The sequence below is a fragment of the Micromonospora sp. WMMD812 genome, from assembly GCF_027497215.1.
Classification (GTDB): domain Bacteria; phylum Actinomycetota; class Actinomycetes; order Mycobacteriales; family Micromonosporaceae; genus Micromonospora.
Genome location: NZ_CP114904.1, coordinates 639,950 through 663,384 on the forward strand (window position 1 = coordinate 639,950; position 23,435 = coordinate 663,384).

Annotated in this window: 22 protein-coding genes and 2 pseudogenes; 7 read left to right on the forward strand and 17 right to left on the reverse strand. The window is 73.1% G+C overall.

Annotation, left to right across the window (positions count from 1 at the left end):
- Positions 1–89 precede the first annotated feature (89 nt).
- The 5 genes and pseudogenes from O7603_RS02860 to O7603_RS02880 form a co-directional block, all read right to left on the reverse strand.
- Entirely contained in the window at positions 90–2,045 is a 1,956-nt protein-coding gene (locus O7603_RS02860; protein ID WP_281574113.1) for a BTAD domain-containing putative transcriptional regulator, read from the reverse strand.
- A 136-nt stretch (positions 2,046–2,181) separates the two neighbouring features.
- Complete coding sequence (locus tag O7603_RS02865; protein ID WP_281574114.1) at positions 2,182–2,706, reverse strand: sigma-70 family RNA polymerase sigma factor; 525 nt, start codon at positions 2,704–2,706, stop codon at positions 2,182–2,184.
- Between the two features lie 115 nt (positions 2,707–2,821).
- Positions 2,822–5,638: a BTAD domain-containing putative transcriptional regulator gene (locus tag O7603_RS02870; RefSeq protein WP_281574115.1), complete on the reverse strand. Its 2,817-nt coding sequence runs from the start codon at positions 5,636–5,638 to the stop codon at positions 2,822–2,824.
- A 54-nt stretch (positions 5,639–5,692) separates the two neighbouring features.
- On the reverse strand, positions 5,693–6,322 hold the full coding sequence (locus tag O7603_RS02875; protein ID WP_348651065.1) for a WYL domain-containing protein: 630 nt from the start codon (positions 6,320–6,322) through the stop codon (positions 5,693–5,695).
- A 272-nt stretch (positions 6,323–6,594) separates the two neighbouring features.
- Positions 6,595–6,729 (reverse strand): annotated as a pseudogene (locus O7603_RS02880) (HTH domain-containing protein); the annotation flags it as partial.
- A 131-nt stretch (positions 6,730–6,860) separates the two neighbouring features.
- On the opposite strand from O7603_RS02880, the gene O7603_RS02885 reads away from it, so the two are divergent.
- Both O7603_RS02885 and O7603_RS02890 read left to right on the forward strand, forming a co-directional pair.
- Positions 6,861–7,961, forward strand: coding sequence for a winged helix DNA-binding domain-containing protein (locus O7603_RS02885; protein WP_281574116.1), 1,101 nt, complete (start codon positions 6,861–6,863; stop codon positions 7,959–7,961).
- A gap of 178 nt (positions 7,962–8,139) precedes the next feature.
- On the forward strand, positions 8,140–8,958 hold the full coding sequence (locus O7603_RS02890) for an SDR family NAD(P)-dependent oxidoreductase (RefSeq protein ID WP_281574117.1): 819 nt from the start codon (positions 8,140–8,142) through the stop codon (positions 8,956–8,958).
- An 89-nt stretch (positions 8,959–9,047) separates the two neighbouring features.
- Here O7603_RS02890 and O7603_RS02895 read toward each other — a convergent pair whose 3' ends face one another.
- Positions 9,048–9,632: an SDR family oxidoreductase gene (locus tag O7603_RS02895; protein ID WP_281574118.1), complete on the reverse strand. Its 585-nt coding sequence runs from the start codon at positions 9,630–9,632 to the stop codon at positions 9,048–9,050.
- A 143-nt stretch (positions 9,633–9,775) separates the two neighbouring features.
- Positions 9,776–10,975 (reverse strand): MFS transporter, encoded by a 1,200-nt coding sequence (locus tag O7603_RS02900; protein ID WP_281574119.1) that lies wholly within the window; start codon positions 10,973–10,975, stop codon positions 9,776–9,778.
- A 154-nt stretch (positions 10,976–11,129) separates the two neighbouring features.
- Here O7603_RS02900 and O7603_RS02905 point away from each other — a divergent pair, with 154 nt between their 5' ends.
- Together O7603_RS02905 and O7603_RS02910 are read left to right on the forward strand one after the other, a co-directional pair.
- Complete coding sequence (locus O7603_RS02905; RefSeq protein ID WP_281574120.1) at positions 11,130–11,528, forward strand: LysR family transcriptional regulator; 399 nt, start codon at positions 11,130–11,132, stop codon at positions 11,526–11,528.
- A complete protein-coding gene (locus O7603_RS02910; RefSeq protein WP_281576581.1) occupies positions 11,528–12,055 on the forward strand; it encodes a LysR family transcriptional regulator substrate-binding protein in 528 nt (175 codons plus the stop codon). Before O7603_RS02905 ends, O7603_RS02910 begins: the two co-directional genes overlap by 1 nt.
- Positions 12,056–12,110: 55 nt before the next feature.
- Here the strand turns inward: O7603_RS02910 and O7603_RS02915 are convergent, their stop codons facing one another.
- The 3 genes from O7603_RS02915 to O7603_RS02925 are packed head-to-tail and all read right to left on the reverse strand — an operon-like array spanning position 12,111 to position 14,769.
- A complete protein-coding gene (locus O7603_RS02915; RefSeq protein WP_281574121.1) occupies positions 12,111–13,055 on the reverse strand; it encodes a hypothetical protein in 945 nt (314 codons plus the stop codon).
- A complete protein-coding gene (locus O7603_RS02920) occupies positions 13,052–13,543 on the reverse strand; it encodes a hypothetical protein (protein ID WP_281574122.1) in 492 nt (163 codons plus the stop codon). The genes O7603_RS02915 and O7603_RS02920 overlap by 4 nt, the downstream gene beginning before the upstream one ends.
- A gap of 2 nt (positions 13,544–13,545) precedes the next feature.
- Positions 13,546–14,769 (reverse strand): macrolide family glycosyltransferase, encoded by a 1,224-nt coding sequence (locus tag O7603_RS02925; RefSeq protein ID WP_281574123.1) that lies wholly within the window; start codon positions 14,767–14,769, stop codon positions 13,546–13,548.
- A gap of 404 nt (positions 14,770–15,173) precedes the next feature.
- Between O7603_RS02925 and O7603_RS02930 the strand changes: the two genes are divergently transcribed.
- Together O7603_RS02930 and O7603_RS02935 are read left to right on the forward strand one after the other, a co-directional pair.
- Complete coding sequence (locus O7603_RS02930) at positions 15,174–15,740, forward strand: RNA polymerase sigma factor (protein WP_281574124.1); 567 nt, start codon at positions 15,174–15,176, stop codon at positions 15,738–15,740.
- On the forward strand, positions 15,737–16,819 hold the full coding sequence (locus tag O7603_RS02935) for a hypothetical protein (protein WP_281574125.1): 1,083 nt from the start codon (positions 15,737–15,739) through the stop codon (positions 16,817–16,819). Before O7603_RS02930 ends, O7603_RS02935 begins: the two co-directional genes overlap by 4 nt.
- A gap of 81 nt (positions 16,820–16,900) precedes the next feature.
- Here O7603_RS02935 and O7603_RS02940 read toward each other — a convergent pair whose 3' ends face one another.
- The 4 genes from O7603_RS02940 to O7603_RS02955 all read right to left on the reverse strand — a co-directional run bounded on the left by O7603_RS02940 (position 16,901) and on the right by O7603_RS02955 (position 19,686).
- Positions 16,901–17,368 carry a heme-degrading domain-containing protein gene (locus O7603_RS02940; RefSeq protein WP_281574126.1) on the reverse strand — a complete coding sequence of 156 codons (468 nt, stop codon included), beginning with the start codon at positions 17,366–17,368 and terminating at the stop codon, positions 16,901–16,903.
- Positions 17,369–17,430: 62 nt separating this feature from the next.
- The gene (locus tag O7603_RS02945; protein WP_281574127.1) at positions 17,431–17,823 is read right to left on the reverse strand and encodes a transcriptional regulator; all 393 of its coding nucleotides are present in this window, start codon (positions 17,821–17,823) and stop codon (positions 17,431–17,433) included.
- The gene (locus tag O7603_RS02950) at positions 17,813–18,583 is read right to left on the reverse strand and encodes a hypothetical protein (protein WP_281574128.1); all 771 of its coding nucleotides are present in this window, start codon (positions 18,581–18,583) and stop codon (positions 17,813–17,815) included. The genes O7603_RS02945 and O7603_RS02950 overlap by 11 nt, the downstream gene beginning before the upstream one ends.
- A 155-nt stretch (positions 18,584–18,738) precedes the next feature.
- Entirely contained in the window at positions 18,739–19,686 is a 948-nt protein-coding gene (locus O7603_RS02955) for a helix-turn-helix domain-containing protein (protein WP_281574129.1), read from the reverse strand.
- 101 nt (positions 19,687–19,787) lie between these two features.
- On the opposite strand from O7603_RS02955, the gene O7603_RS02960 reads away from it, so the two are divergent.
- Positions 19,788–20,831 (forward strand): saccharopine dehydrogenase NADP-binding domain-containing protein, encoded by a 1,044-nt coding sequence (locus tag O7603_RS02960; protein WP_281574130.1) that lies wholly within the window; start codon positions 19,788–19,790, stop codon positions 20,829–20,831.
- Between the two features lie 34 nt (positions 20,832–20,865).
- On the opposite strand, the gene O7603_RS02965 is transcribed toward O7603_RS02960, so the two are convergent.
- From O7603_RS02965 to O7603_RS02975, 3 genes and pseudogenes are all read right to left on the reverse strand, one after another.
- A complete protein-coding gene (locus tag O7603_RS02965; protein WP_348651066.1) occupies positions 20,866–21,510 on the reverse strand; it encodes a DNA alkylation repair protein in 645 nt (214 codons plus the stop codon).
- 142 nt (positions 21,511–21,652) lie between these two features.
- Positions 21,653–22,456 (reverse strand): annotated as a pseudogene (locus O7603_RS02970) (MFS transporter); the annotation flags it as partial.
- Between the two features lie 515 nt (positions 22,457–22,971).
- Positions 22,972–23,397, reverse strand: coding sequence for a nucleoside deaminase (locus tag O7603_RS02975; RefSeq protein ID WP_281574132.1), 426 nt, complete (start codon positions 23,395–23,397; stop codon positions 22,972–22,974).
- Between the last annotated feature and the right edge of the window lie 38 nt (positions 23,398–23,435).

The window sequence follows — 23,435 nt, forward strand, 5'->3', positions numbered from 1 at the left end:
ACCCGGGCGCGGCGCGCAGGCGCCGCGTCCGGGTCACCGTCGCCAGGCCGACGGCGAGCCCGACCCGTCGTGCTCGGCGAGAGCCTCGCTCACGCCGGTCCGCCGAGGGTCGGGTCGCCGTTGGCAAAGTGGACGGCCCGCTCGACGGCGGCGTCCCGCTCGGCCGGATCGTCGTGCTCCTCCCCGAGCTCCACGGCGTAGGCGCGGAGCAGATCGTGCATCCGCCATCGGCCGTCGCCGGCCTGGACCAGCAGCTGCGCCCCGAGCTCGGCGAGCAGGCCGCGGGCGGAGCGCAGGGACAGGCCGCCCAGGGCGGCCGCCGCTCGCGTGCTCAGCTCCCCGGCCGGGTGCAGGGGCAGCAGCCGGAAGAGCCGGGCTGCCTCCGGAGTCAGGGCCCGGTAGGACCAGGAGAAAATCGCCTCCAGGTCGGCGCGCGCGTCCCCGAAGCCGGTCAACCGGCCGTCGGTCTCGGCCAGCTCGCCCGCGACCGCGGGCAGGCTGAGCCCGCCCCGGCCGACGCCCCGGGTGGCGACCAGCGCCAGGGCCAACGGCAGCCGGCCGCACCGCGCGATGATCTCGTCGACGGCGGCCGGGTCGACGGCCGCCGCGTCGCCCAGCCGCCGGGTGAGCAGCTCGCGGGCCTCGGCGTCGGTCAGCAGGTCGAGGTGCAGTGGGTGAGCGCCCGCCGGGCCGGCCCCGCCGTTGATCCGGCGGCGGCTGGTGGCGATGACGAGACTGCCGCCGGTGCCGGGCAGCAGGTGCCGGATCTGGTCCCAGTCGCGGCAGTTGTCGAGCAGGATCAGCATCCGACGTTCGGCCAGGATGCCGCGGTAGAGGCCGGTCTGGGCGTGCAGCTCGGCCGGGATGGCGGCCGGCGCGACCCCGAGGGACCACAGGAAGCCGCGCAACGCCTCCGCCGGTGTCATCGCCAAGTCGCCGGAGGCGAAACCCCGCAGGTCCGCGTGCAACTGCCCGCCGGGATAGCGGGCGGCCAGCTGGTGGGCCAGGTGCACCGCGAGGGTGGTCTTCCCGACGCCCGGCATGCCGTCGATCAACAGGGCCGTGGTCCGCCGGTCACCGGCCAGCAGCTCCCGCGCGGCGGCCAGCACGTCGCGGCGGCCGCTGAAATAGGGGTGGTCGGCCGGCAACTGCGCCGGCGGATCGGTCGGGGTCGGCTGCGACAACTCCACCTCGGCGGGCGGCCATGATTCGGGCTCCGCGCCGCCACCGGACGCTCCGGACCGGATGAGGGCCGGTTTCGCGCCGCGCCGCGACCTGGCGCCGTCGGCCGGGGCGTCGTGGTCGAGCAGGCGGTCCCGGGCCGCGCGCAGGTCGCCACCCGGCTGGATGCCGAGCTCGTCGCCCAGCCGGCGCTCGATGTCGGCGTAGGCCGCGAGGGCCTCGGCGCGCCGGCCGTCCGCGGCGAGCGCGAGCAGCAGCCGCGCCTGCAGTGCCTCGTCCAGCGGCTCGACCTCGGCGGCCTGCCGGATCGCGGGCAGCACGACGTGCGTGCACCCGGCCCGCAAGGCGGCGTCGGTCGCCGCCCGCACGGCGGCGAACCGCTCACCGTCCACTGCGACGAACTCCGGATGAACCCGCCCGCCGGCCTGCAGGCCCGCGGCACACCGCTCCCGCCACAGCGCCAGCCCCTCCCGGTAGAGCGCGACGGCCGGTGCGCCGGAGCTGCCGTCGGCCCGGGCGACCAGGCGCCGGAAACGCAGCAGGTCGAGCGACTGTCCGTCGATCCGCAGCCGGTACTCGGCACCGTCGCGGATCAGCACCGAACCCGCTGCCCGCGTCGGCAGGCCCGGCTCGAAGCGCCGCCGCAGCACCCCGACATGCCGGTGCACCACGTTCACCGCGCTGGGTGGGGGGTCGGACTCCCAGAGCAGGTCGACGAGCTCGGCGACGCTGACGGCACCGCCGGCACGGGCGAGCAGCAACGCCACGATCAGCCGCTGCTGCCGGGTGCCCAGGTCGATTTCGGCCTGGCCGTGCCAGGCCCGCACCGGGCCGAGAATCGCGAACGAGAGCGGGCTGGTCATATTGATGCGATCCATACCGGGCCGGTTGCCACGAACGCCACAGCCTGGCAGGACCCGTGCGCCGCAACGGGCGCACGCCGCCGCGCTGTGAGCTTCGACTCAGCGGCCGGGTCGCCGGCGGGTAAATCGTCCCCGCTCAGGCCGCCTTGAGGCCGGTACGCAGGGCACGCAGCGCGTAGTGCGTCCGGGACTTCACCGTGCCGATCGGCACTCCCAGCCGGCCCGCGACCTCTTCCAGCGACCGCCCGACCAGGTAGACCTCGGAGAGCAGACTGCGCTGGGCCGGGCTCAGGCGGTCGAGCGCGTGCCGGATGGCGTACGCCGCCAGCGCGCTGCCGGTGGTGTCGTCACCAGCGGGAATCCAGGTCATGTCGACGAGCTGGACCTCGGCCGGGCGGCCCCGCCGCAGCCGGACGCCGTCGATGACGAGCCGCCGGGCGACGGTGACGAGCCACCGCCGGGCGGCCTCGGGCTCGGCCGGCACCGAGTCGAGGTGCCGCCAGGCCCGCAGCATCGTCTCCTGGAGCAGGTCCTCGGCGGTCTGCCGCTGGCCGTGGGTCAGCACGAGCAGGAGACGCAGCACGGCGTGGGCGTGGTCCGCGTGCAGCGTGTTCATGCGCTCGGCCCGGCCGGCCGGTGATTCGTCGCGTGCCCGCAGCACGGCATCTCCCCCCACAGGCAGGAGCAACGGTCAGTGCGGCACGAGCCTAGGGACGATCGACGCGAATGGACTGACGCGTAAGTGCGGATCGAGTGCCGTCACCGATCGCGGTCGGTCACGGACCCGACGTGACCGTTGCGAGCAGGCCGGCCAGCCGCCGGCCGGTCCCGGTCTGCGCGTACGGGATGAGGGCCAGCGCCTCCTGCCACGCCCGCACCGCGGCGTCCTGGTCGCCGCCGGCGGCGAGGGCGTCGCCGAGCAGCGTCAGCACCTCCGCGGCCGGCGCCGACGCCGAGGCCTCCTGGTAGGCGACGGCCGCCTCGCGCCAGCAGCCGACCGCCTTCCCGAGCTCGCGCCGGGCGGAATGCACCCGGCCGCGCACCTCCCACGCCTCGGCGATGCCCAGCCGGTACTGCGCTGCGCGGGACAGCGCCATCGCCTGCTCGGCGCAGCGCATCGCCTCGTCTTCCCGGCCCAGTTCGGCGTTGCTTCCGGCCATGATCACCAGACCGTCCGCGAGCAGTTTGTCGTCACCGGCCGCCCGGGCCGGTCCCAGCGCCGCGGAGAGCGCCCGGACGACCTCCTCGTGCCGCCCCTGGGCGTGCAGGATCATCGCCCGGTTGATCCTGGCCCGGGTCAGCTCGCCGTGCAGGCCGAGCCGGGCGAGCAACTCGAGAGCCCGGTCGAGGTGCCCGACCGCGGCCTCGTGCTCGCCCCGGAAGTAGGCCGCCCCGGCCAGGCTGCGGTGCATCCTCGCCTGCCCGACCAGGTCGCCGCCCGCCCGGGCGGCGTCGAGGGCCACCTCGCCGGTCGCCGTCCAGTCGGTCCACCGGCCGCTGCGGTCGAAGAAATGCTGCATGCCCAGGGCGAGTTGCCAGGCGTCGGTGTGCCGGCCCTGCGTGGCGGCCCGACCGACCAGCGCGATGAGGACCTGCCTCTCGGCGCTGAACCAGCCCATGGCGTCGCCGTGGCCGGCGAACCGCAGGGGGGTCTCGCCCGGCCCCGGCTCGATGAGCGGGTGGTCCTCGGAGGTCAGCAGCCGCCGGTGCGCCTGATAGCAGGTGGCCCGGTAGAACTGCAGGCAACGCAGCTCCGCGGCGGCGCGCTCGGCCGGGTTGTCGATCTCCTCGCCGAGCTCCCTGGCGTAGGCCAGCAGCAGGTCGTGGGCGCGGTAGCGGCCCGGCAGGTCCTCGCTGATCAGGTGCGCCCGGCTCAGCTCGCCGATCAGCGCCCGCCCGACGCGCGGCGGGACGCCGGCCAGGCCCGCCGCACCGGCGACCGAGATGTCGGGACCGGGATGGATCGGCAGCAGCCGAAAGAGTCGGGCGGCCGGGGCGGAGAGTGCCCGGTAGGACCAGGAGAAGACGGCACGCAGGCCGGTCTGCGGGTCGTCACCGTCGAATCCGTCCAGGCTGCCGGGCGCGTGGGCCAGCTCGGCGGCGATCTGCGCCGGCGGCGTCCGCGGCACGCTCGCCGCGCGGGCGGCCACCACGGCCAGCGCGAGCGGCAGCCGCCCGCAGCTGGCGATGATCGCGTCGATCGCGGCCGGGTCCGCTGCGACGGGGCCGGCGCCGAGCGGCCCGAGGAGCGCCGCGCGGGCCTCGTCGAGGCTCGGTAGGCCGACCGGCAACGGGTGGGCGCCGGTCGTGGTCAGCAGGGTGCTGAGCCGGCTGCGGCTGGTGACGATCACCAGACAGGCCGGGTTGCCCGGCAGCAGGTGCCGGATCTGCTCCGCGTCCCGGCAGTTGTCGAGCACGATCAGCAACCGCCGGCCGGCAAGACTGCTGCGGTACATGCCCGCCAGAGCGTGCAACTCGGCGGGAATGCCCTGCTGAGGCACCCCGAGCGAGCCGAGGAAACCGCGCAGCGCCTCGGCCGGGCTCATCGCCGCGTCCCGCCCGTCGTAGCCGCGTAGGTCGACGTACAGCTGCCCGTCCGGGTAGCCGGCGGAGAACTCGTGGGCGAGGTGGACGGCGAGTGCGGTCTTGCCGATCCCGGGCATGCCGTCGATCGCGAGCACCGCCGGCCCGCCCGGGCGCGCGACCGCCGCGCGGGCCTCGGCGATGAGGTCGTCCCGGCCGCTGAAGAAGGGCAGGTCCGGCGGCAGCTGCGCGGGCCGGGGCAGAGGCGCCGGCGACCCGGTCCGCGCCGGCCCGGTGCGCTGGTGCAACAGCCGGTCGTACGCCTCCCGCAGCTCCTCGCCCGGATCGATGCCCAGGTCCTCGGCGAGCCGGCGGCGCACCACCCGGTACGTCTCGACGGCCTCCGCCTGGCGGCCGTCGGCGGCGAGCGCAAGCAGCAAACGGCTCTGCAGCGACTCGTCGAGCGGGTGCTGCTCGGCGGCCTGCCGCAACGGCGCCAGCACCGCGCTCAGTCGACCGCAGCGCTCGGCGGCGTCGGCGGCCTCGCGCACGACCTGGGCGCGTTCGGCCTCCACGGCGAGGAACGCGGGATGCCGGCGGGACGCCGGTTCCAGGCCCGCGGCACATCGGCCGCGCCACAGTCGCAGCCCGTCGAGGGAGTGCCGCAGCGCCGACTCCGGGTCGCCGTCCTGCAGGCTCCGGCCGGCCAGCCGGCTCAGTGACCGGAACTTCAGCAGGTCGAGGGTTTCCTCGTCGGCGCGCAACCGATAACCGGAGAGGTCCCGGAGGATGTGCCGGCCCGCCGCCCTGGTGGGCAGGTCGGGCTCGAACAGCCGCCGGAGCACCCCGACGTGCCGGTGCACGACGTTCGCGGCGCTGGCCGGGGCCTCCTCGTCCCAGAGCAGGTCGACCAGCTCGGCCAGGGCGACCGGCGAACCGGCCCGGGCCAGCAGCAACGCGAGCACCAGACGCTGCTGACGGGCGCCCAGACGCAGCTCGGCGCCGGCGCGGACGACCCGGACCGAGCCGAGCACCGAGAAGCCGATCGCCTCGCCCGCCTCCGCCCGCACGCCGGCAACGGTAACCGGCCGACCGGCCACCCCGAGCTCGCGGCCACCCGCCGGTCAGGAACGCGGCCGCCGCGTGGCCGGTTCCTCGCGGCGGGGCGACGCGGCGGGTGCGCCGGCGGCGGCGTAGCGGCGGGCCAGCTGCGCGAAGGCTTTCCTGAGCTCGGCCGGACCGACGACCTCGATGTCGGCGTCGAACCTGCCGATCGTGGCGGCCAGGCCCGGCCATGACCACGAGCCCAGGACGAGCCGGCAGCGACTCGAGTCGATCTCCTCGACGACTCCGTCCGGCACGTAGCGGGAAACGGCTGCGGCGGGCAGGTCGAGGATCACCTCACCCCGGCAGGGCCAGTCGCCGGAGCCGCCGACGCCCCGGAACGTGTGGGTCACGAAGGCGGCCACGTCACCTCCGGGCACCTCTCGCGGCGCGAATCGGGGCCCGGTGGGGGCGAGCGGGGTGATCCGGTCGGCGCGGAACGTGCGCCAGTCCTGGCGGTCGAGGTCCCAGGCGACGAGGTACCAGCGTCCGCCCCAGGTGACCAGGTGGTGGGCTGCGCCCGGCGCGGCGGGATCCGCGGGCCGCGGCAGTCCGGTCCCGCGGCGGCGTAGTCGAAACGCAGCACCTCGCGGGCGTGCACGGCGGCGCTGAGTGCCATGAGCACGCCGCTCGCGACCGGCGGGTCCGATCGCCTCGTGGACCGCTCGACCGCGGTGACCTGAAGCGTGTCGATCCGGTGACGCAGCCGGGCGGGCATGACCTGCCGCACCGTGTTCAGCGCACGGGCCGCTGCCTCCTCGATGCCGGCGCCGGTGGTGGCGGCGACCTGCAGGGCGATGGCCAGCGCGACGGCCTGCTCGTCGTCGAACAGCAACGGGGGCAACTCGGCGCCGGCGTCGAGCCGGTACCCGCCGTCGGGCCCCTTGAACGCCACGATCGGATAACCGAGCTCGCGCAGGCGGTCAACGTCGCGGCGCACGGTGCGCGGGCTGACCTCCAGCCGCTCGGCCAACACCGCCCCCGGCCAGTCGCGGCGCGCCTGCAGCAGCGAGAGGAGCGACAGCAGCCGCGCTGAGGTCTTCGGCATACGCACCATAGTGCCGACAGAAGCGGACACTTCCTGGCCGCTACGCCTGCGATGGTGGACGCGTGCCAGCCAACGACACCAACTCGAACGACCGGACGGTCAGCGCACCGCGCCTGGTCGGGCCGAGGTACTCCTGACCGATGACCGTTCTCGACACCCGGGCGCTCAACCGCGCGACACTCGCCCGACAGTTGCTGCTCGACCACGCCGACCTGCCGGTCGTTGACGCCGTCGCGCACCTGTGCGGCCTGCAGGCGCAGGAACCGCAGGAACCGTTCGTCGGGCTGTGGTCCCGGCTCCGCGGGTTCGACCCGGCGGTCCTCTCGGACCTGCTGACCCGGCGCGGCGTGGTGCGGATCCACCTCATGCGCCGCACCGTCCACCTCCTCACCGCCGACGATGCCGTGGCCTGGCGGGCCCGCCACGACACCATGCTGCGCCAACGGGTACTCGGCACCTACCGTCGCGAGCTCGCCGGAGTGGACCTCGACGAGCTCGCGACGGCGGGCCGGGCGGTGCTGGCCGACGGCGAGCCGCGCTCGATGGCCGAGGTCGCGCGGGCGCTGGCCGAGCGTTGGCCGCAACCGGGGCCACGGGCGCTGGGCGAGATGGTGCTCGCCGCCCTCCTGCCGGTGGCGCAGCTGCCACCGCGCGGGCTGTGGCGGACGAGGGCGGGAGTGCGCACCGTCCTGCTCTCCTCCTGGCTGGGACGCGAGATCGACCCGCCAGCCCCGGAGGGCTCCGATCCGGTGGGCGAGGCGCTGGTGCGGCGCTACCTCGCCGCGTTCGGCCCCGCCGCCGCGGCCGACCTGCGCGCCTGGTGCGGCCTCGCCGGGCTGCCGGCGGCGGTCGCCGCGATACGCGACGAGCTGGTCAGCTTCCGCGATGAGCGAGGTCGGGAACTGGTGGACCTCCCGGACGCGCCGCGCCCCGACGCCGACACACCCGCGCCGGTGCGGTTCCTGCCCGCGTTCGACAACGCGCTCCTCGGATATCACGACCGCAGTCGGATCGTCGACGACGCCCACCGCGGCCTGTCGGTCGCCGGCGCGCGGGTCGTGCTGGTCGACGGCCGGGTCGCCGCGACGTGGACCGTGACGGACGACACCGTGCGCGTCACCCCGTTGCGGCGCCTATCCCGAGCCGATCGCAGCAGCGTGGACGAGCAGGGGCGGGCACTGGCGGCGTTCCTGACCGACAACGACAGCGACCGGGTGGAGATCGCCGCGTCTGCGGACTGAGCGACCCACCCGCGAACCGCCTCTCCGTGCGTCGGACCGCCGGACGACGCGGTCCGGGGCGCGGCGGCGGGGTTCGCGGATCCGGTGTGGGTGCCGCGGCGAACAGGCCGCACCGGGGCGCGGCACGGCCGATGATGGCCGGACACGGGACCTACGGCGAGAGGGAGGGCGACCGGGGATGGTCGGCCAGGCACCCGGGACGGTCGTGCTCACCGGGGCGACCAGCGGGATCGGTGCGGCGGCGGCGCGGCGCATCGCCGGATCGGTCCGACGGCTGATCGTGCACGGGCCGGAGCCGTACGCGGCGGTGCGGCCGCTGCTCGACGACCTGAGGTCCGCAGGTCGCGCCGAGATCGCCTACGCGCAGGCCGACTTCGATCGACTCGATGACGTGGTGGCCCTGGCCCGGCAGGTGGCGGACGCCGCCGACCGGGTAGACGTGCTGATCAACAATGCGGGACGGGCCGGCGCCGATAGCCGCCGGTGCAGCGTGGACGGCTACGAGGCGACGCTGCAGACCAACTATCTGGCCGCCGTCCTGCTCACCGAGCGCCTCCTGCCGCTCGTTCCCGCGACGGGTCGGGTGGTGCACGTGTCGTCGGCGACCCACCTCTCCGCCCACCTCGACCTGGAGGACCTGCAGTTCCAGCACGGTTACCAGCCGGCTGCCGCGTACGCCCGGTCCAAGCTCGCGCTGGTCGCCCACGCCGTCCGGCAGTCCCGGCACTACCGGCCCGGGATCGTCAGTGTTCACCCGGGAGTCGTCGACACTCGACTGTTGCACGCGATGTTCGCGGTCCAGGGTGAGAGCGTGTCGCACGGGGCTGCGAACGTCCTCCACGCCGCCTGCGACCCGGACGTGCCCAGCGGGGCCTATCTGGACGAGCGGCGAGTCGCCGAGCCCGCCGGGCAGGTCCGCGTCGCGCGCTTCCGTGACGACCTCCACCAGCGCACCATGGCCCTGCTCGCACCCTGGCTCGGCGGCTCGTCGGCCTGACCCCGAGCCGGGGCGCGCGCTGCCGTGCCCGGACGATCCCTGGGGGTGAACGGCCCCGCGAGCTGGCCTTCTGCGCGACTTGAGGGTCGTCATCGGGCGAGTCCGCCGTCGGCCATGATTGTCTGGCCGGTGACGAAGCCGGCGTCGTCGCTGGTGAGGAACGCGACAGTGCCGACCATGTCATCCGGCTGGCCGTTGCGCTTGATCGCCTGGGCCTCCGCGACCGCCGCGAGGGCCTCCTTCGGGTGGACCCGCAGCACGCCCGGAGTGATGGTCAGGGTCGGGCCGACGGCGTTGACGGTGATGCCGAAGGGTGCGAGGTCGTTGGCCAGGCCGCGGGTGAATCCGATGTCGCCCATCTTGCTCGCCATGTAGTGCGACAGCCCAGGGCTCGTGGTCACGATCGAGTTGGAGGTAAGGTTGACGATCCGGCCCCAACCGCCCTGCTTCATCGCCGGTAGGACGGCCTTGACCATGAGGAACTGCGAGTCGAGGTTGACCGCGATGACCCGTCGCCACGTCTCGTAGTCGAGGTCGTCGATGTCGCGGAACGGAAAGATGCCGGCGTTGTTGATCAGAATGTCCGCCCGACCGAACCGGCGGGTGATCTCGGCGCCGACCGCCGCGGTCTGCTCCGGGTCGAGACACGTCGGCCGTGAGGCCGATCGCCGCACGGCCACTGTCGGCGAGCAGGGCCACCGTCTCTGTCGGACTCTCGAGGTCGACCGCGACGATCCTGGCACCGCGTTCGCCGAGGTGGCGGGCAATGGCCTGACCGATGCCCCGTCCGGCTCCGGTGACGACAGCTACTCGACCTTCATGTGTCTGAGGGACTGACATGGTGTGTCTCCTTGACTCTGATTTCTTGGATTGGAGTGGCGGCGTTCCGCGCGACGACCACCGCCGCGAGGGTGCCGAGGGACAGGACGGCGCCGAACCCGGTCATGGTCGGCGCGAGCGCGACGTGACGGATGACGTAGCTGAACGCGACGGACGGCACGCCCATACCGGCGTACGCGACGACGAAGAAGACCGCGAGCACCCCGGCGCGGGACGGTGGATCGGCGGCCATCACGATCTGCGTGACCGCCGCCTTGAACAGCAGTCCGGCGCCCGCGCCACCGATGGCCGCGCCGGTGAGGAACAGCCAGAGGGCGGGGTGGTACAGCGCGGACGTGGTGACCGCGAGCCCGATCGGCAGCAGGCCGGTGCCGGTGACGAGTTGATGCCGCTCCGGCGCGGTGCCGAATGCGAGCTGCGCGACCGCGGACGCCGCGAAGGCGGTGAAGGGCGCGAGGCCGACGACGAACGTCGACGTGATGCCGAGTTCATCGCGGACCATGACGGCGCCGAGTGAGGAGAAGAGGCCCATCAGCGCGAACGCGAAGAATCCCGTCGCGGCGGCTGCCCCGAACATCGCGGTCCGGCCGGGGACGAGCGTGAAACGGTGGGGCAAGCTGTCGCCGGACAGTTCGCGGTCAACGGTCTCCGGGACGAACAGTACGAGGAGCAGCAGGATCGCCATGATCGCGGCGAACAGCAGATACGGGGCGACCAAGGGCGCCGGCAGCCATTCGGCCAGGGCGCCCGCCAGCAGCGGGCCGAGTGCCAGGCCGCCGAGGTTCGCCACGGTCGAGACCAGCACCGGGACGGTGGCGTCACGCCGCTGCGGGTACGCCTCGCGGTAGAGGTCGGCGAGGTAGACGGTCGCGGTCGACGCCATCAGGCCGACCGCGACGCCGGTGAGCACCCGCCCGACGATCAGCCCCGGCAGTTCCGGCCAGACGGCGAGCAGCACGGCGGAGACGATGGCGACGACGAGCGCGGGTGCGATGATCCGGCGGCGGCCGAGCCGGTCGGAGAGGTGCCCGAGGGCGCCGAAGCTGGCCGCGGCGCCGACCACCATCGCGGCGAACGCGATGGTCACCTGGAGCGGGCCGAAGTGGTCCCTGACCTGGTAGATCGGCCAGAGTGGTGTCGGCAGTGTGCCGAACGCCATCAGGCTGAGGAACGCCACTGCGACGAGCCAGAAGCCGGGCGCGTGCGTGATTCGGTGTCGTGGAGAAGCGATAACTGTCACGACACCGACAACAGGTGGGCTGGTCAGATCCTATTCAGGTCTGACAGACATGGTTGAGATAGTTTCCATCTCTGCCAGAGATAATGGCCTGGTGGAACTACGGAACCTGCGGCACTTCGTCGCCCTCGCCGAGGAGCGGAGCTTCACGCGGGCGGCCGCCCGAGAGCGGATCGTGCAGTCCGGGCTGTCCTCGTCCGTCCGGGCGCTCGAGAAGGATGTCGGGGCGCGGCTGTTCGTGCGGGGCACACGGCCGGTGCGACTGACCGCGGCCGGCGACGCGCTCGTCGGCGCGGCCCGACGCGCCCTGGACGCGGCGGCCGCGGCCCGCCAGGTCGTACAGGACGTGGAGGGCACGCTCTCCGGACGGCTGCGGATCGGAACGATCAACAGCATTGGTCACACCCTGCCCTTCAATGCCTGGCTGGCGGAGTTCGCCCACGCGCACCCGGGGTTGACATCGTCGTCAAGCAGGAGGCGGCGCTGCGGATGATGGACATGGTGGGAAACGGCGAGCTGGACTGCGCGCTGCTCTCCGCCCCGCACACCAGCGCGCTGGCGGCCCTTCCGCTGATCTCCGATCCGGTCGTGCTGGCCTGCACCGAGGACCATCCGCTCGCCGGTAACAGCAGGGTCCGCCTGGCGGAGCTCGACGGCGAACGGTTCGTGGAGACGCCTGCGGACTGGGCGGTCCGGGTGCTGGTCGACGAGACGTTCCAGGCCGCGAACCTCGTACGGCGGATCGTCTGCGAGGTCAACGAGTGGACGAGCGTGCTCGACCTGGTCGACGCCGGCGTCGGTGTCTCCCTGGTCCCCGCCGGGCTGGACTTCGCACGCTATCGACGCCACCTCAACGTCCGGCTGATCGACCTGGCGGACGTGCGGTTGGAGCGCCGCCTGGACTTCGTGTTCCCGACCGGGGAGGCGGTCAGCCCCGCCACGCGCCGCTTCGTCGAGCTGCTGGAGCGCCAGCGGTCGCTCGACCCGTCGTGGGCGGCCGCCCGTCGTCGAACGGATTGACCGAGTGGACGTCATCCGGGTGGTCGGTGCGTGCGGCGCCCGATGGCCACGCGGTTCAGGGCAGCGGGCCGTCGGTCTCCGCCCTCGCCCGGAGGCGATCCCGGATCAGCGCGATCACGGTGTCGGCGGTCCGGTCGAGGTGACTGCGGCCGTCGGGTAGCTGGGCCCCCGGGCTGATGTAGCTGCGTGGGCCGACGTGGCTGGCCGGGTCGAGCCGGTGCACCGTGATCTTCCCTTCGCGGTCGGCCCGGTTCCATCCGCTGTTGCGGAACAGCCGCCACCGCTGCGGGAACAGCCAGGCGCCGACTCGCTCGATCTGGTCACCGGCACTGGTGAGCTGGTAGAGCTGCTGGGCGTGGGTGATGTCGTTGGCGCCGTTGTGGAACCCGCCGAGAGTGATCAGCCAGAGCGGGCAGCGCAGCTCGGACCACAGTTCGTTCACCGCGCCGGTGGCGACCTGGGCGCCGCCGCTGTAACTGAGCAGCACGACGGGGATCCCGCTGTCGGGCTGGTAACCGGCGAGCCGGAGCTGGCTGGCGATCTGCGAGCCGACGGCGCGGTTGTACAGGGGACGGTACCGGCGGTCGGCGGCGACGAAGATCTGCATCACGTTGTGCAGGAACAGCACCAGCCCGATGCGGCGGCGCAGCCAAACCCACACCGGCCGGTTGGCGAGCGGGTTGGCCAGCGGAGAGTAGGGCTGCACCTGGCCCAGCACCCTGAGCTCCGGCGCGTCGCGGATCAGGGACTTGACCAGTCGACCGCCGTCCCGCGTGTCGTGGAAGCGGCGCTTCCCGATGCCGTCCAGATAGACCAGGTAGGCGTCCGGAGGGCGGTCCGGGTCCGCGCCCCGGGCGTAGGGCATGCCGGTGGGGAGCGCGGTGGTGGGAGCCCGCCAGCCTGCGGCGTACGCCAGCACCTCGTAGCGGGCGAGCAGCGCTTCGGCGATCAGCACCGGCCCGATACCGCAGAGCAGGAGCAGGAGCGCAAATCCGATCATGTACGTGGCTCCGGTGCTCGTCTCGTGTTGAGCTTCACGACCAGGCGGCGGACGCCCTCGACGGCGACGCCGAGCGCGACTCCCGCGACGGCCACGTAGCCGGCCGCATGCCACCAGCCGAGCCCGGTCGACGTGGCGAGCGCGCCGGCGAGGCCGGTGCCCACTCCCACCAGGAGCACAAAGTGCAGCAGGGGTCCGAGCAGCGGGAACGCCAGGACCGCGGCGAGCAGCAGTGGGGCGACCAGACCTGGTGTCCAGCCCAGCACGGCCTCGCCGTACGGTGCGGTGGGCAGTGCCAGCTCGGCAAGGGTCCACGCGGTGAGCGGCCAGAGCGCGAACACCGCGCCTTCGACGACGGCGCCGGCCAGCATCAACCCGACCACCCTGGTGCGCGACGCGCCGGACAGGCGTGCCACCACGGGCAGGAGGCGCCCGGCGGCCTCGGACAACCCGGCGAACAGCAGCAGGACGGCGACGACGGGCGACACGGTCAGCCCTGCTGTGGCAGGTCGGCAGAGCCCGGCTGAGCGACCAGGCCAATCTGCTGCGCGTAGCGCTCGAGTTCGTCGGCGGCGCGCGAATAGCCGCCCGCCTCACGCTGGGCGACCTGCAGAGTGCTCGCGGCGTCCCGGAATCGGGGCTCGGTGAGGAGGCGCCGGGCGAGCGTGCGCACGACCTCCACGTCGACGTCCTCGGTCCCGATCGAGAGGCCGGCACCGAGCTCGCCGACGCGGGAGGCCACCAACAGCTGGTCGGCGCCCTGTGGGATCACCAGCATCGGAACGCCGGCGTACAGGGCCTCGTTGACGCTGTTCACCCCGCCGTGGGTGATGAACAGTGCTGCGCGGGCCAGCACCTCCAGCTGCGGCACGGAGCGGTGGGCGAGCACGTTGGCCGGCAGCGGACCGAGCGCGGCCGGGTCGGTGTGTCCGGTGGAGACGACCACGGTGCCACCCAGCGGGGTGAGCGCGTCGACGCAGCTGCGCAGCAGGCGCGGCTCGGCTTGGAACAGCGTGCCCATCGAGACATAGAGCACCGGGTCCCGCAGCTGGTCGAGCGGGAACGACGAGTCGGCCGGGCGGGCACCGATGCTCGGTCCGACGAACCGGTAGGACTCGTCGAAACCGTCGGCCCCGGGGTGGACCGCCCGCGAGGTGTAGACCAGGTTCAGCGGCTGACGGATGTTCGCCAGGTCGACGAGGGGCAGCGTACGCGTGTCGTACCGGCGGCGCAGCTCCCAGCGCGACCGCAGGTATCCCCCGGTGGGGCGGGGCAGGGCCGCCGCCGCGGCGAGCAGCTCCCAGGAGCCGCGGGTGGGGCTGGGCACGTGCCGGTTGAACGCGAACGTGGTGAACGACGACGCTGCCGGCACGTCGAGTGCCCGGGCGGCCACCGGCCCCCACGGGCAGAGGGAGTCGTGCACGACCAGGTCGGGCCGGGTGCCGCGCAGGTCGGTGAGGACGGCGGGCAGCACGCGTACGGCAATGCGCACGAGCTGCTCCATCACCGTGACCGGCGCCGGCGGGCCGGAGAGCGGCACGTCGTCCCCCGAGTAGGGGAACACGCGCGCGCCGGTGGCCGCGATCTCCTCGGCGTAGGCGGGCGGCGTGTGGTAGGTGACGGTGTGGCCGCGACGAACAAGCTCGGTCACGATCGGCAGCGTCGGGTTGATGTGCCCGTGCATGGCGATGTTGAGGAAAGCGATCGTGCTCATCGGCCGGTCCGGGACAGGAAGGGCGTCAGCGCCCGACACCATCTGGAGGTCATGACCCGCCTTCCCTCGCCACGACGCAGGATCGCGTCCGTCTGCGCCAGTGCGGCAGCCGCCCCTACCGGATGTCGGGTCGGGGCCGACAAGCGCAGCGCAGCCACCGCATGGACTGCATGTTCGGACATCAGTCGCATGGTGCGGTGGCCGCCGGTGACAGCGTAGACCGTGCCGGTTGGCCGCACGCCGCGGACCAGGTACTCACCTCCCGGCCCGGCCCGGCCCGGCCCGGCCCGGCCCGGCCCCGCCCGGCCCGGCCCGGCGGGGCCGCGACGCGCCGACGCGGGTGACCGCGGCGATGCTCGACTCGGGCCTGTCACGATGAGGGCTCGACCGGACATGAGGTAGGCATGAGCTCCGGCACCGAGCACGAGGACCGCTTCCGGCGCGTCCACGCGGTCAACTTCGAGCCGCTGCTGGCGTACGCCCTGAGGCGGGTCGAGGAGCCCGAAGACGCCGCCGACGTCGTCGCCGAGACCTTCCTCGTCGCCTGGCGGCGCGGCCGCGACCTGCCGCCCGAGGCCGAGGTGCGGCTGTGGCTGTACGGCGTGGCCCGGCGGGTGCTGGCCAACCACCACCGCAGCGGCGTGCGCCGGGAACGCCTGGGCGAGCGGTTGCGGCAACGCCTCAGGGTCGCTGTCGCCGTCGACCCGGGCACCGAGGTGCCCGAACGGCTCACGGTCCAGGCCGCACTGTCGCGGTTGGGTGAGCTGGACCGGGAGGTGCTGATGCTGACCATCTGGGAGGGGCTGGAGCCGCACGAGGCCGCCGCAGTCCTCCAGGTGAGCCCGGCCGCGGTCCGCACCCGGCTGTCGCGCGCCCGGGCGCGGCTGCGAGACCTTCTCGGTAACGATCTCGGCCCGCCCGGACATGTACTCGACGTCATGGCCGCACCCACCCCCGAGGAGGGCAGATGAACGACGAGCACGTCGACCGGTTGGTCCGAGACGCCGACCCGTACCGACCCGAGGTCATCAGGCACCTCGACGGGGCCGCGCAGCACCTTCTGGAGGAGATCATGTCCGTGCCAACCGTCGAACCCGTCGCCGGACCGCCGACCCGGCGTGGCCGAACGCGCCGCGTCGTGCTCAGCGGCATCGCCGGTGCCAGCGTCGCGGCGACCCTTCTCGCCGCCGTCCTGGCCGTCTCGGTCATGAACGGCGACAAGCCGACGGGCCGCCAGGCGTCCCCAGCGACCACCTCCGAGGCGAGCGGGACCACGGCGTATCGGGCGATGGTGCTCCAAGCGGCCGAGGACAACCCGCGGCTGCTGATCGACCAGCCGGGCTGGACGGCGACCACCGTCTACGGGTTCGCGAAGAAGGAGGGCACCATCGCGTTCAGCAACGGCGAACGGCAGCTGCAGATGACCTGGTACCCGGCCGACCAGTACGACGGCTACCACAAGGATCGGCTCGGGGTCAGCAAGCCGGAGCCGGTGAAGGTCGACGGCTGGCCCGGCGACCTGTTCCGGTACAGCGCGAGCGACTTCGCCGCCATGCTCCGCCCCCGCGACGGTTCCTTCGTCGAACTGCGGACCGGGGGCGACTGGACGCGTGGCGAGTTCGATCGTGTGCTCGCCGACGTGATCCGCGTCGACGCCCAGACGTGGCTGGCCGCGCTCCCGGCGGAGATCGTCACGCCGGAGCGGGTGCAGGGGCAGGTGGCAACGGTGCTCGCCGACGTGCCGCTGCCTCCGGGCTTCGACCCCGCCGCGCTGGACGGCCTCGGCACCAACGACGCCTACCAGTTCGGCGCCGCGGTGACCAGCCGCGTCGGCTGCGGGTGGATCGCCGAGTGGCTGCGCGCGAAGACGGCCGGCGACGCCGCCGCCCTCCACCGGGCCGCTGACGCGTTGCGGAGCAGCCACCAGTGGAAGGTGCTGCACCAGATGAACGACGAGGGCGCCTGGCCCGAGGTGTTCTGGGAGACCGCTGACAAGGTGGCCGCCGGACAGGCGCCCGCCGGATACCAGGAGGCCCTGGGCTGCGAGTAGTCGCCGGGGATCGGCCGAGCGGGACGGGGCCGGGGATCCCGTGATCCCCGGCCTCTGCCGTGTCCGTACGGCGGCGCTCCCCTATCCGGAGCGCTTGGAATCCAGGAAGAGCCCGAGGGCCTCGACGACGAGGCGGTGGTCGTCGAGCTGGGGCAGACCCGAGACGGTTACCGTGCCGATCGGGCCGGTGCCGCGGAGGATGATCGGGAAGCAGCCGCCGTGCGCGGCGTACCGGGCCGGTTCGAGGTGGGCGGACTGCGCCTCGAAGGTGGTGCCGCGGTCGCGGTAGGTCTGGCCCACGAGATAGGAGCTGTGCCCGAACCGACGCACGACGCGGATCTTCCGCTCGATCCAGTCGTCGTTGTCGGCAGAGGTGCCGGGCAGCGCGTAGTGGAAGAGCTGCTGGTCGCCGAGGCGGATGTCGACCGTGACGGCATGGCCGCGCTCCCGGGCCAGCCCGACCAGGCGGTTTCCCAGCTCCCAGGCGTCGTCGTGGTCGAAGCGGTCGAACTGGAGGCGTTCTTCCTGCTCCTGAAGTTCTGGCGTCACGGCGTACCGCTCCCTTCCGATCGTCAGAACGATCTAAACAGAGGAGGAGCCGGCCACCGGCGTCAGGGTGTGTCCGCGGCTTCGCGGCGCGCCGCCGTCGGTGACGGGCGGTGGTGGCGGCGGAGGAGTTCCTGGAGCGCGCTGATCTCGGCGGCCAGCGCGCGCTGCCCCTGTCGGGTGATCCTGATCCAGGTCTTGGGCCGGCGACCGTGGTAGCCCCTCTCGATCTGGATCAGGCTCGCCTCCTCCAGCACGGCAAGGTGCCGGGAGAGGTTGCCGGGGGTGAGTTCGAGCGCGTGGCGCAGGTAGGCGACCTCGACCCGCTCGGCGTCCGCCGCGATGGTGAGGATGCCGAGGCGGTGGCGCTGGTGGACGGTGTCGCTGAGGCCGTTCGTGGGATGGCTGGCGTGGCGCGGGCTCGCGGTCGGGGGATTGGCGTCGTCCTCAGTGCCCACGTCGGCTCCGGGACGCCTTCAGCGTGGCAAGGAGGGCGACGGTGCCGCCGACGAGCAGGATCGGCGCCGGCAGCAGGGCCGCGAGCATGAAGCTGAATCGGTTCAGGTCGCCCGGTCCGAAGTCGGTGGTGTGGAAGTAGACGGTGACGACGAGGAGCGCGGCGGAATAGCCCAGGACCACGGCCAGCAGGGCCCGGCTGCGCTCCAGCCGGGCCAGGACCAACAGGCCCACCGCGATGACCAGGTGTGCGAGCATGCCCCGGTTGGAGACGCCCAGTAGCGGCGCGGTCACTCCACCGGTCGCGCTCGACACCGAGGTCGCGGTGTTGAGGAGCAGGAAGCGCAGTGCGCCCGGCAGCGCCAGTCCCACCAGGATGCCCGCGACACCGGCGGTGAGGTATGCGCGGGTCGGGGTCTGCAGACCGACCCGCTGGCCATACCACCGGTACCACCGGAGGCTGAGCAGAAAGCCGCCGATGAGCGCCGCCAGCCAGTACCAGCCGAGGGCTGCGGAGTGCTCCAGGAAATCCCCGCCGAGGCCGGTCAGCGCGGGGTTCGGCGAGGCGGCTCGCAGGGGGCCAGGTTCCGCGGATTCGACGTAGAGCGGCGCCGCCGCCACGATGAGCAGACCGAACAGGACGAGCGGGAACCAGTAGGCGTGCCGGGCAGCCCGGCTGCGTCGCCGGAGCGCGGCCACCGACGCCAGGAGTTCGCCGGGTGTGGACTCGCTGCTCGACCAGGGGTCTGGTTGGTTCGACACGACGCCCTCCCGGTGGGATCGATCCCCAGAAGACTGTATCCCAGAATGGTTTGCTCCGCCAACCGTTCTGCGGAAGGGTTGAACGGGCGCCATACCTGGCCACCGCTCCTGGATGTCCGGGCCCACCAAGCGGGTCGCAGTCGGGGACCGCGGTCTCATCCCCGGAACGTGCGGCGGTAGGTGTCCGGCGGTACGCCGATCGTGCGGTGGAAGTGGCGGCGCAGCGTCGTCGCCGTGCCCATGCCCGCGGCCGAGGCGATGGTGTCGATGCTGTCGTCGGTGGTCTCCAGCAACTCCTGCGCGCGGCGGATCCGCTGCGTCAGCAGCCACTGCAGCGGGGTGGTGCCCGTTACCGAGCGGAAGTGGCGGGCGAGGTGGCGCGAACTCAGGTTCGCCTGGCGGGCCAGATCCTCCACCGTGAGCGGCTGGTCCAGCCGCCGCATCACCCAGGGGAGCAGGTCGGCCAGGGGATGGCCGTCCTGGGCGGGCACCGGTGTGGTGACGAACTGGGCCTGGCCACCGGCCCGGTGGGGCGGCACGACCAGACGGCGGGCGACCACGTTGGCGATCGTCGAGCCGTGGTCGCGGCGGACCAGATGCAGGCACAGGTCCATCGCCGCGGCCTTGCCCGCGGACGTGAGCACGCTGCCGTTGTCGACGTAGAGCACGTCCGGGTCGACCTTCACCCGGGGATAGCGGGTGGCCAGTTCCTCGGTGTGGGCCCAGTGCGTGGTCGCGGACAGCCCGTCCAACAGGCCCGCGGCCGCGAGCACGAACGCGCCCGTGCACAGGGAGACCACCCGCGCGCCGGACTCGTGGGCCGCGCGCACCGCCTCGACCAGGTCGGCCGGCGGGTCCTCGTCGACGTCCGCCACGGCGGGGACGATCACGGTGTCGGCGTGAACCAACCGGTCGAGGCCGCACTCCGGCTCCATCAGGAAGCGGCCGACCCGGATGGCGTGCGTGCCGCACACCGTGAGGTCGTACCAGGGGCCGGGCACGGCGTCGGGGGCGGAGCCGAAGATCTCGCAGGCCAGGGCCAACTCGAAGTGCAGCATCCCGTCGGTGGCAGCGACCGCGACGGAGCGCGGGACCGAGTTCATGTCGGGAATTGTATGGGTCGTGTCGTTCCCGACACTGGGCGCCGACGCCCACAGGGGACAGGCTCTTCGCAGAGGATCACTTCGAGCACGCGGGAGCAGTCATGGGATCGGGTCGGAACGTGGCGGTGTTCGGCGCCTACGGGCACACCGGGCGGTTCGTGGTCGCGGAGGTGCGCGAGCGCGGGCACGTCCCGCTGCTCCTCGGCCGCGACCGGGACAAGCTGCGCGCGCTGGCGCAGGCCCAACCGGGGCTCGAGACGCGGCAGGCGTCGGTCGACGATCCGGCCTCGCTCGACCGCGCGTTGCACGGCGCGGCTGCCGTGATCAATTGCGCCGGGCCCTTCGCCTCGACCGCCGCCCCGGTGGTGGAGGCGGCCCTGCGCGCCGGCATCCCGTACGTCGACGTGGCGGCCGAGATCGAGGCGAACGTCGACACGTTCGCGCACTTCGCCGAGCGCGCCCGCGCCGTGGGCGCCCTGGTGGTCCCGGCGATGGCCTTCTACGGCGGCCTCGGCGACCTGCTGGTCACGACCGCGATGGGCGACTGGACGGCGGCGGACGAGGCGCACGTCGCATACGGCCTGAGCAGTTGGCACCCCACGGCCGGAACGCTCGCCTCGGGCGTGGTCTCCGGGCAGCGACGGGGTGGCCGCCGGGTCCGCTACTCCGGCGGACGGCTGGAGTACCACGACGACGCGCTGCCGACGCTCGAGTGGCCCTTCCCGGCTCCGCTCGGCCCGCAGCGCGTCATCGGCGAGTTCACCATGGCCGACGTCGTCACCGTGCCCAGCCACCTGGCCGTCCCGGAGGTGCGCACCTACATGACCGCCCACGCGGCCGCGGACCTGTCCGCCCCGGACGCCTCGGCACCGACCGCCGTCGACGCGCGCGGTCGCTCCGCGCAGACCTTCGTCGTCGACGTCCTCGTTCGCTCCGGCGGCACGGAACGCCGCGTCGCCGCCACCGGACAGGACATCTACGCCATCAGCGCGCCGCTCGCGGTGGAGGCCGTCGACCGCATCCTCGGCGGGCGGACGAGGACGACCGGCGTCGCCTCCGCGGGCGCGGTCTTCGACGCCCCGGACTTCCTCCGCGCCCTGGCTCCGCACCTGTCCCTGCACGTCCCGCTCGACACGCGCGGCTGACCGGCGCCGGATCCGGACCGCGGCCGAACCCTTCCTAGCTGTCGTGCTGTCGGCGCACCATCTCGGTGATCCAGATGGGCGCGAACGGAGACGTGCAGCCCGGCGAGGTCGGGTAGTCCTTGAGCACCTGCAGGCGCTCACCGATGCCGAGTGCGCGGGCGCGGTGCTCGGCGTGGTCGATCCCGATCTGAGCCAGGCAGTGGTTCATCGCCCACTGCAGGCGATCCGGGGCATCCCTCATCTCCGCCTCGATGACGTCGAGCAGCCCGGCGAGGTCGAGGCCCTCGGGCTTCTTCGTCACGCGTTCGGTGGTGAGCGCCCAGCCGGCGCTCGCCACCACCGGGTCCGGATCGGCGAACCAGGCCACGCGCAGCTCTTCGGCGTGCGGGTTCTTCTTCACCACGTAGTTCACGAGCCAGTCGTGCACCTTGGGTGCGCGCGCCTCGCGCAGCATGACGTCCAACTCGTGACGCTCGAACGCCCTCGGGCGGCAGATCAGGAGCGCGAGCAGTCTCGCCGCGGTGTCCTCCGTCTGCCAGAGCCGGCGCGCGAGTTCCTGCTGCGTCTTCAGCCGCTTCGCGACAGCGCGTAGCTTGCCGAGGTTCACACCGTGATCGTCACCGCGCCGCTCGTTCACCTCACGCGCCTTGGGGTCCTCGAGCTGGGCCAGCTCGGCCATCACCTCGGCCACCGTCGTCTCGGTCAGCGTCGTCCCGGCCACCTCAGCCTCCTGTCCGTCACCCGCGCATGCAGCCTACGACGCGTCGTGCACGCCGGTGCGGTGGCAGCCGCCGAGGGTCCCCCGTCTCCGGCACTGCTGATCAGCCAACCGGGATCCTGGTTGGCTGAAGATCGGCGACGTGGTGGACGCGCTGAGCGGGTGACCGGAAGATCCAGCCAGCCGCGAGCGCGGCACCGGCAGCGCTGATCCCCAGTACGGCGGGGAGGCCCCACTGCTCCCCGAGGAAACCGCCGAGCAGAGCTCCCAGCGGAGCGGATCCCCAGACCACGGTACGGATCGTGGCGTTGACCCTCCCGTGCAACTGGTCCGGGGTCAGGGCGTAGCGGACAGGTACCTGCTGGACGTTGTAGACCTGTTGACCGAACCAGCCGACCAGCTGCGACAGCACGATCAGCACCAGGGCCCCGCTGGCCGGGACCAGCCCGGCCAGTGGGGCGACGCCGGCGCCGACGCCCCCGAGCAGCAGGGCGTACGTCATCGTCCGCCCACTGCCGAAGCGACGTCCGAGCGGCGCCGCGGCGACCGCACCGAGCAGCCCACCAGTCGCCCCGGCGCTCAGCACCACGCCGAGCAGCCACGGGGCGAAACCCAGATCGCGCAGCAGGAACAGCACCAACAGCGCCGAGGAGGCGCTGGACCAGAAGACGAACGTGGCGGTGCCCAACGTGACCGCCCGCAACACCGGCTCACCGAAGACCACCCGCAGGCCCGCGCGGATGGCCGGCACCACGCCCACCGACGGCAGCTGTCCCGATCGCTGAGGCGTGCCCTCGCGGATCGCGACCACCGACGCGGCGGCGAAGAGATAGGACAGGGCGTCCAGCACGATGGCGATCGGCGCGGTGAGCGTCTGCACGAGCCAGCCGGCCAGGCGGGCCCGGCCAGTTGGCCGCCGGACTGGCTGACCTCGACCATGCTCTGCGCCCCGCTACGCTGCTCGGCCGGCACCAGGACCGGCACGTACGCCAGGTAGGCGATGTCGAAGAAGACAGTCAACGATCCGGCGAGGAACGTCACCACGTACAACTGAGTCAGGTTCAGCCAGTTGACGGCGGCGCTGACCGGAATCAGCGCGAGCACCACCGCCAACGCCAGGTTGACGGCGACCAACGCGCGTCGTCGAGGTAGTCGGTCCACCCAGACACCGACGAAGAGGCCGAGCAGCAGGTACGGGGCCCGGTTCAACGCCGTCAGGACACCCATCTCCACCGGACCGGCGTCCAGGACCGCCGCCGCGGTCAGCGGCAGCGCCAGCAGGCTCACCTGCGAGCCCAGGTACGACACGCTCTGCCCAGCCCAGAGGCGGCGAAAATCGGGGTTCGCCCAGGCCGCCCGCACGGGCGACGCCGGTCGGTCAGCCGCGCGCCGACGGCACATGGCGCGTGCGCCGGGCGCGCTCTAGTAGTAGTCGTCGATCGGCTGGCGCGCCGCGTCGAACAGCGCCGGCCCCTCGTACCGCACCGGAGGCGGCGGAGGCGTGGTCGGCTTGACCTCCTCGAACTGTTCGGTGGACAGGGCGTACACCACCCGGCCGAGGCCGGAGCGGGCGATCGCGGTCGCGCACATCGGGCAGGGCTGGCAACTGGTGAACATGGTGGTGGCGGCCGCCACGTCGGGGGCGAGTTCCCGAGCGGCCCAGCGGGCCAGCTTCAGCTCCGGGTGGGCGGTGATGTCCGAGTCGGAAACCACGGTGTTGTGGTCCTCGACCAGGACTGTGCCGTCCGCACCGACAAGCAACGAGCCGAACGGCCGTTCGCCGGACGCGCCGGCCTGGCTCGCGATCTCCACGGCACGGCGGAGAAACGTCTCGTCGTCGGGGGTCATCGGTCCTCCTGAGAACGGTGGTGCACGGCCCCGGCCGC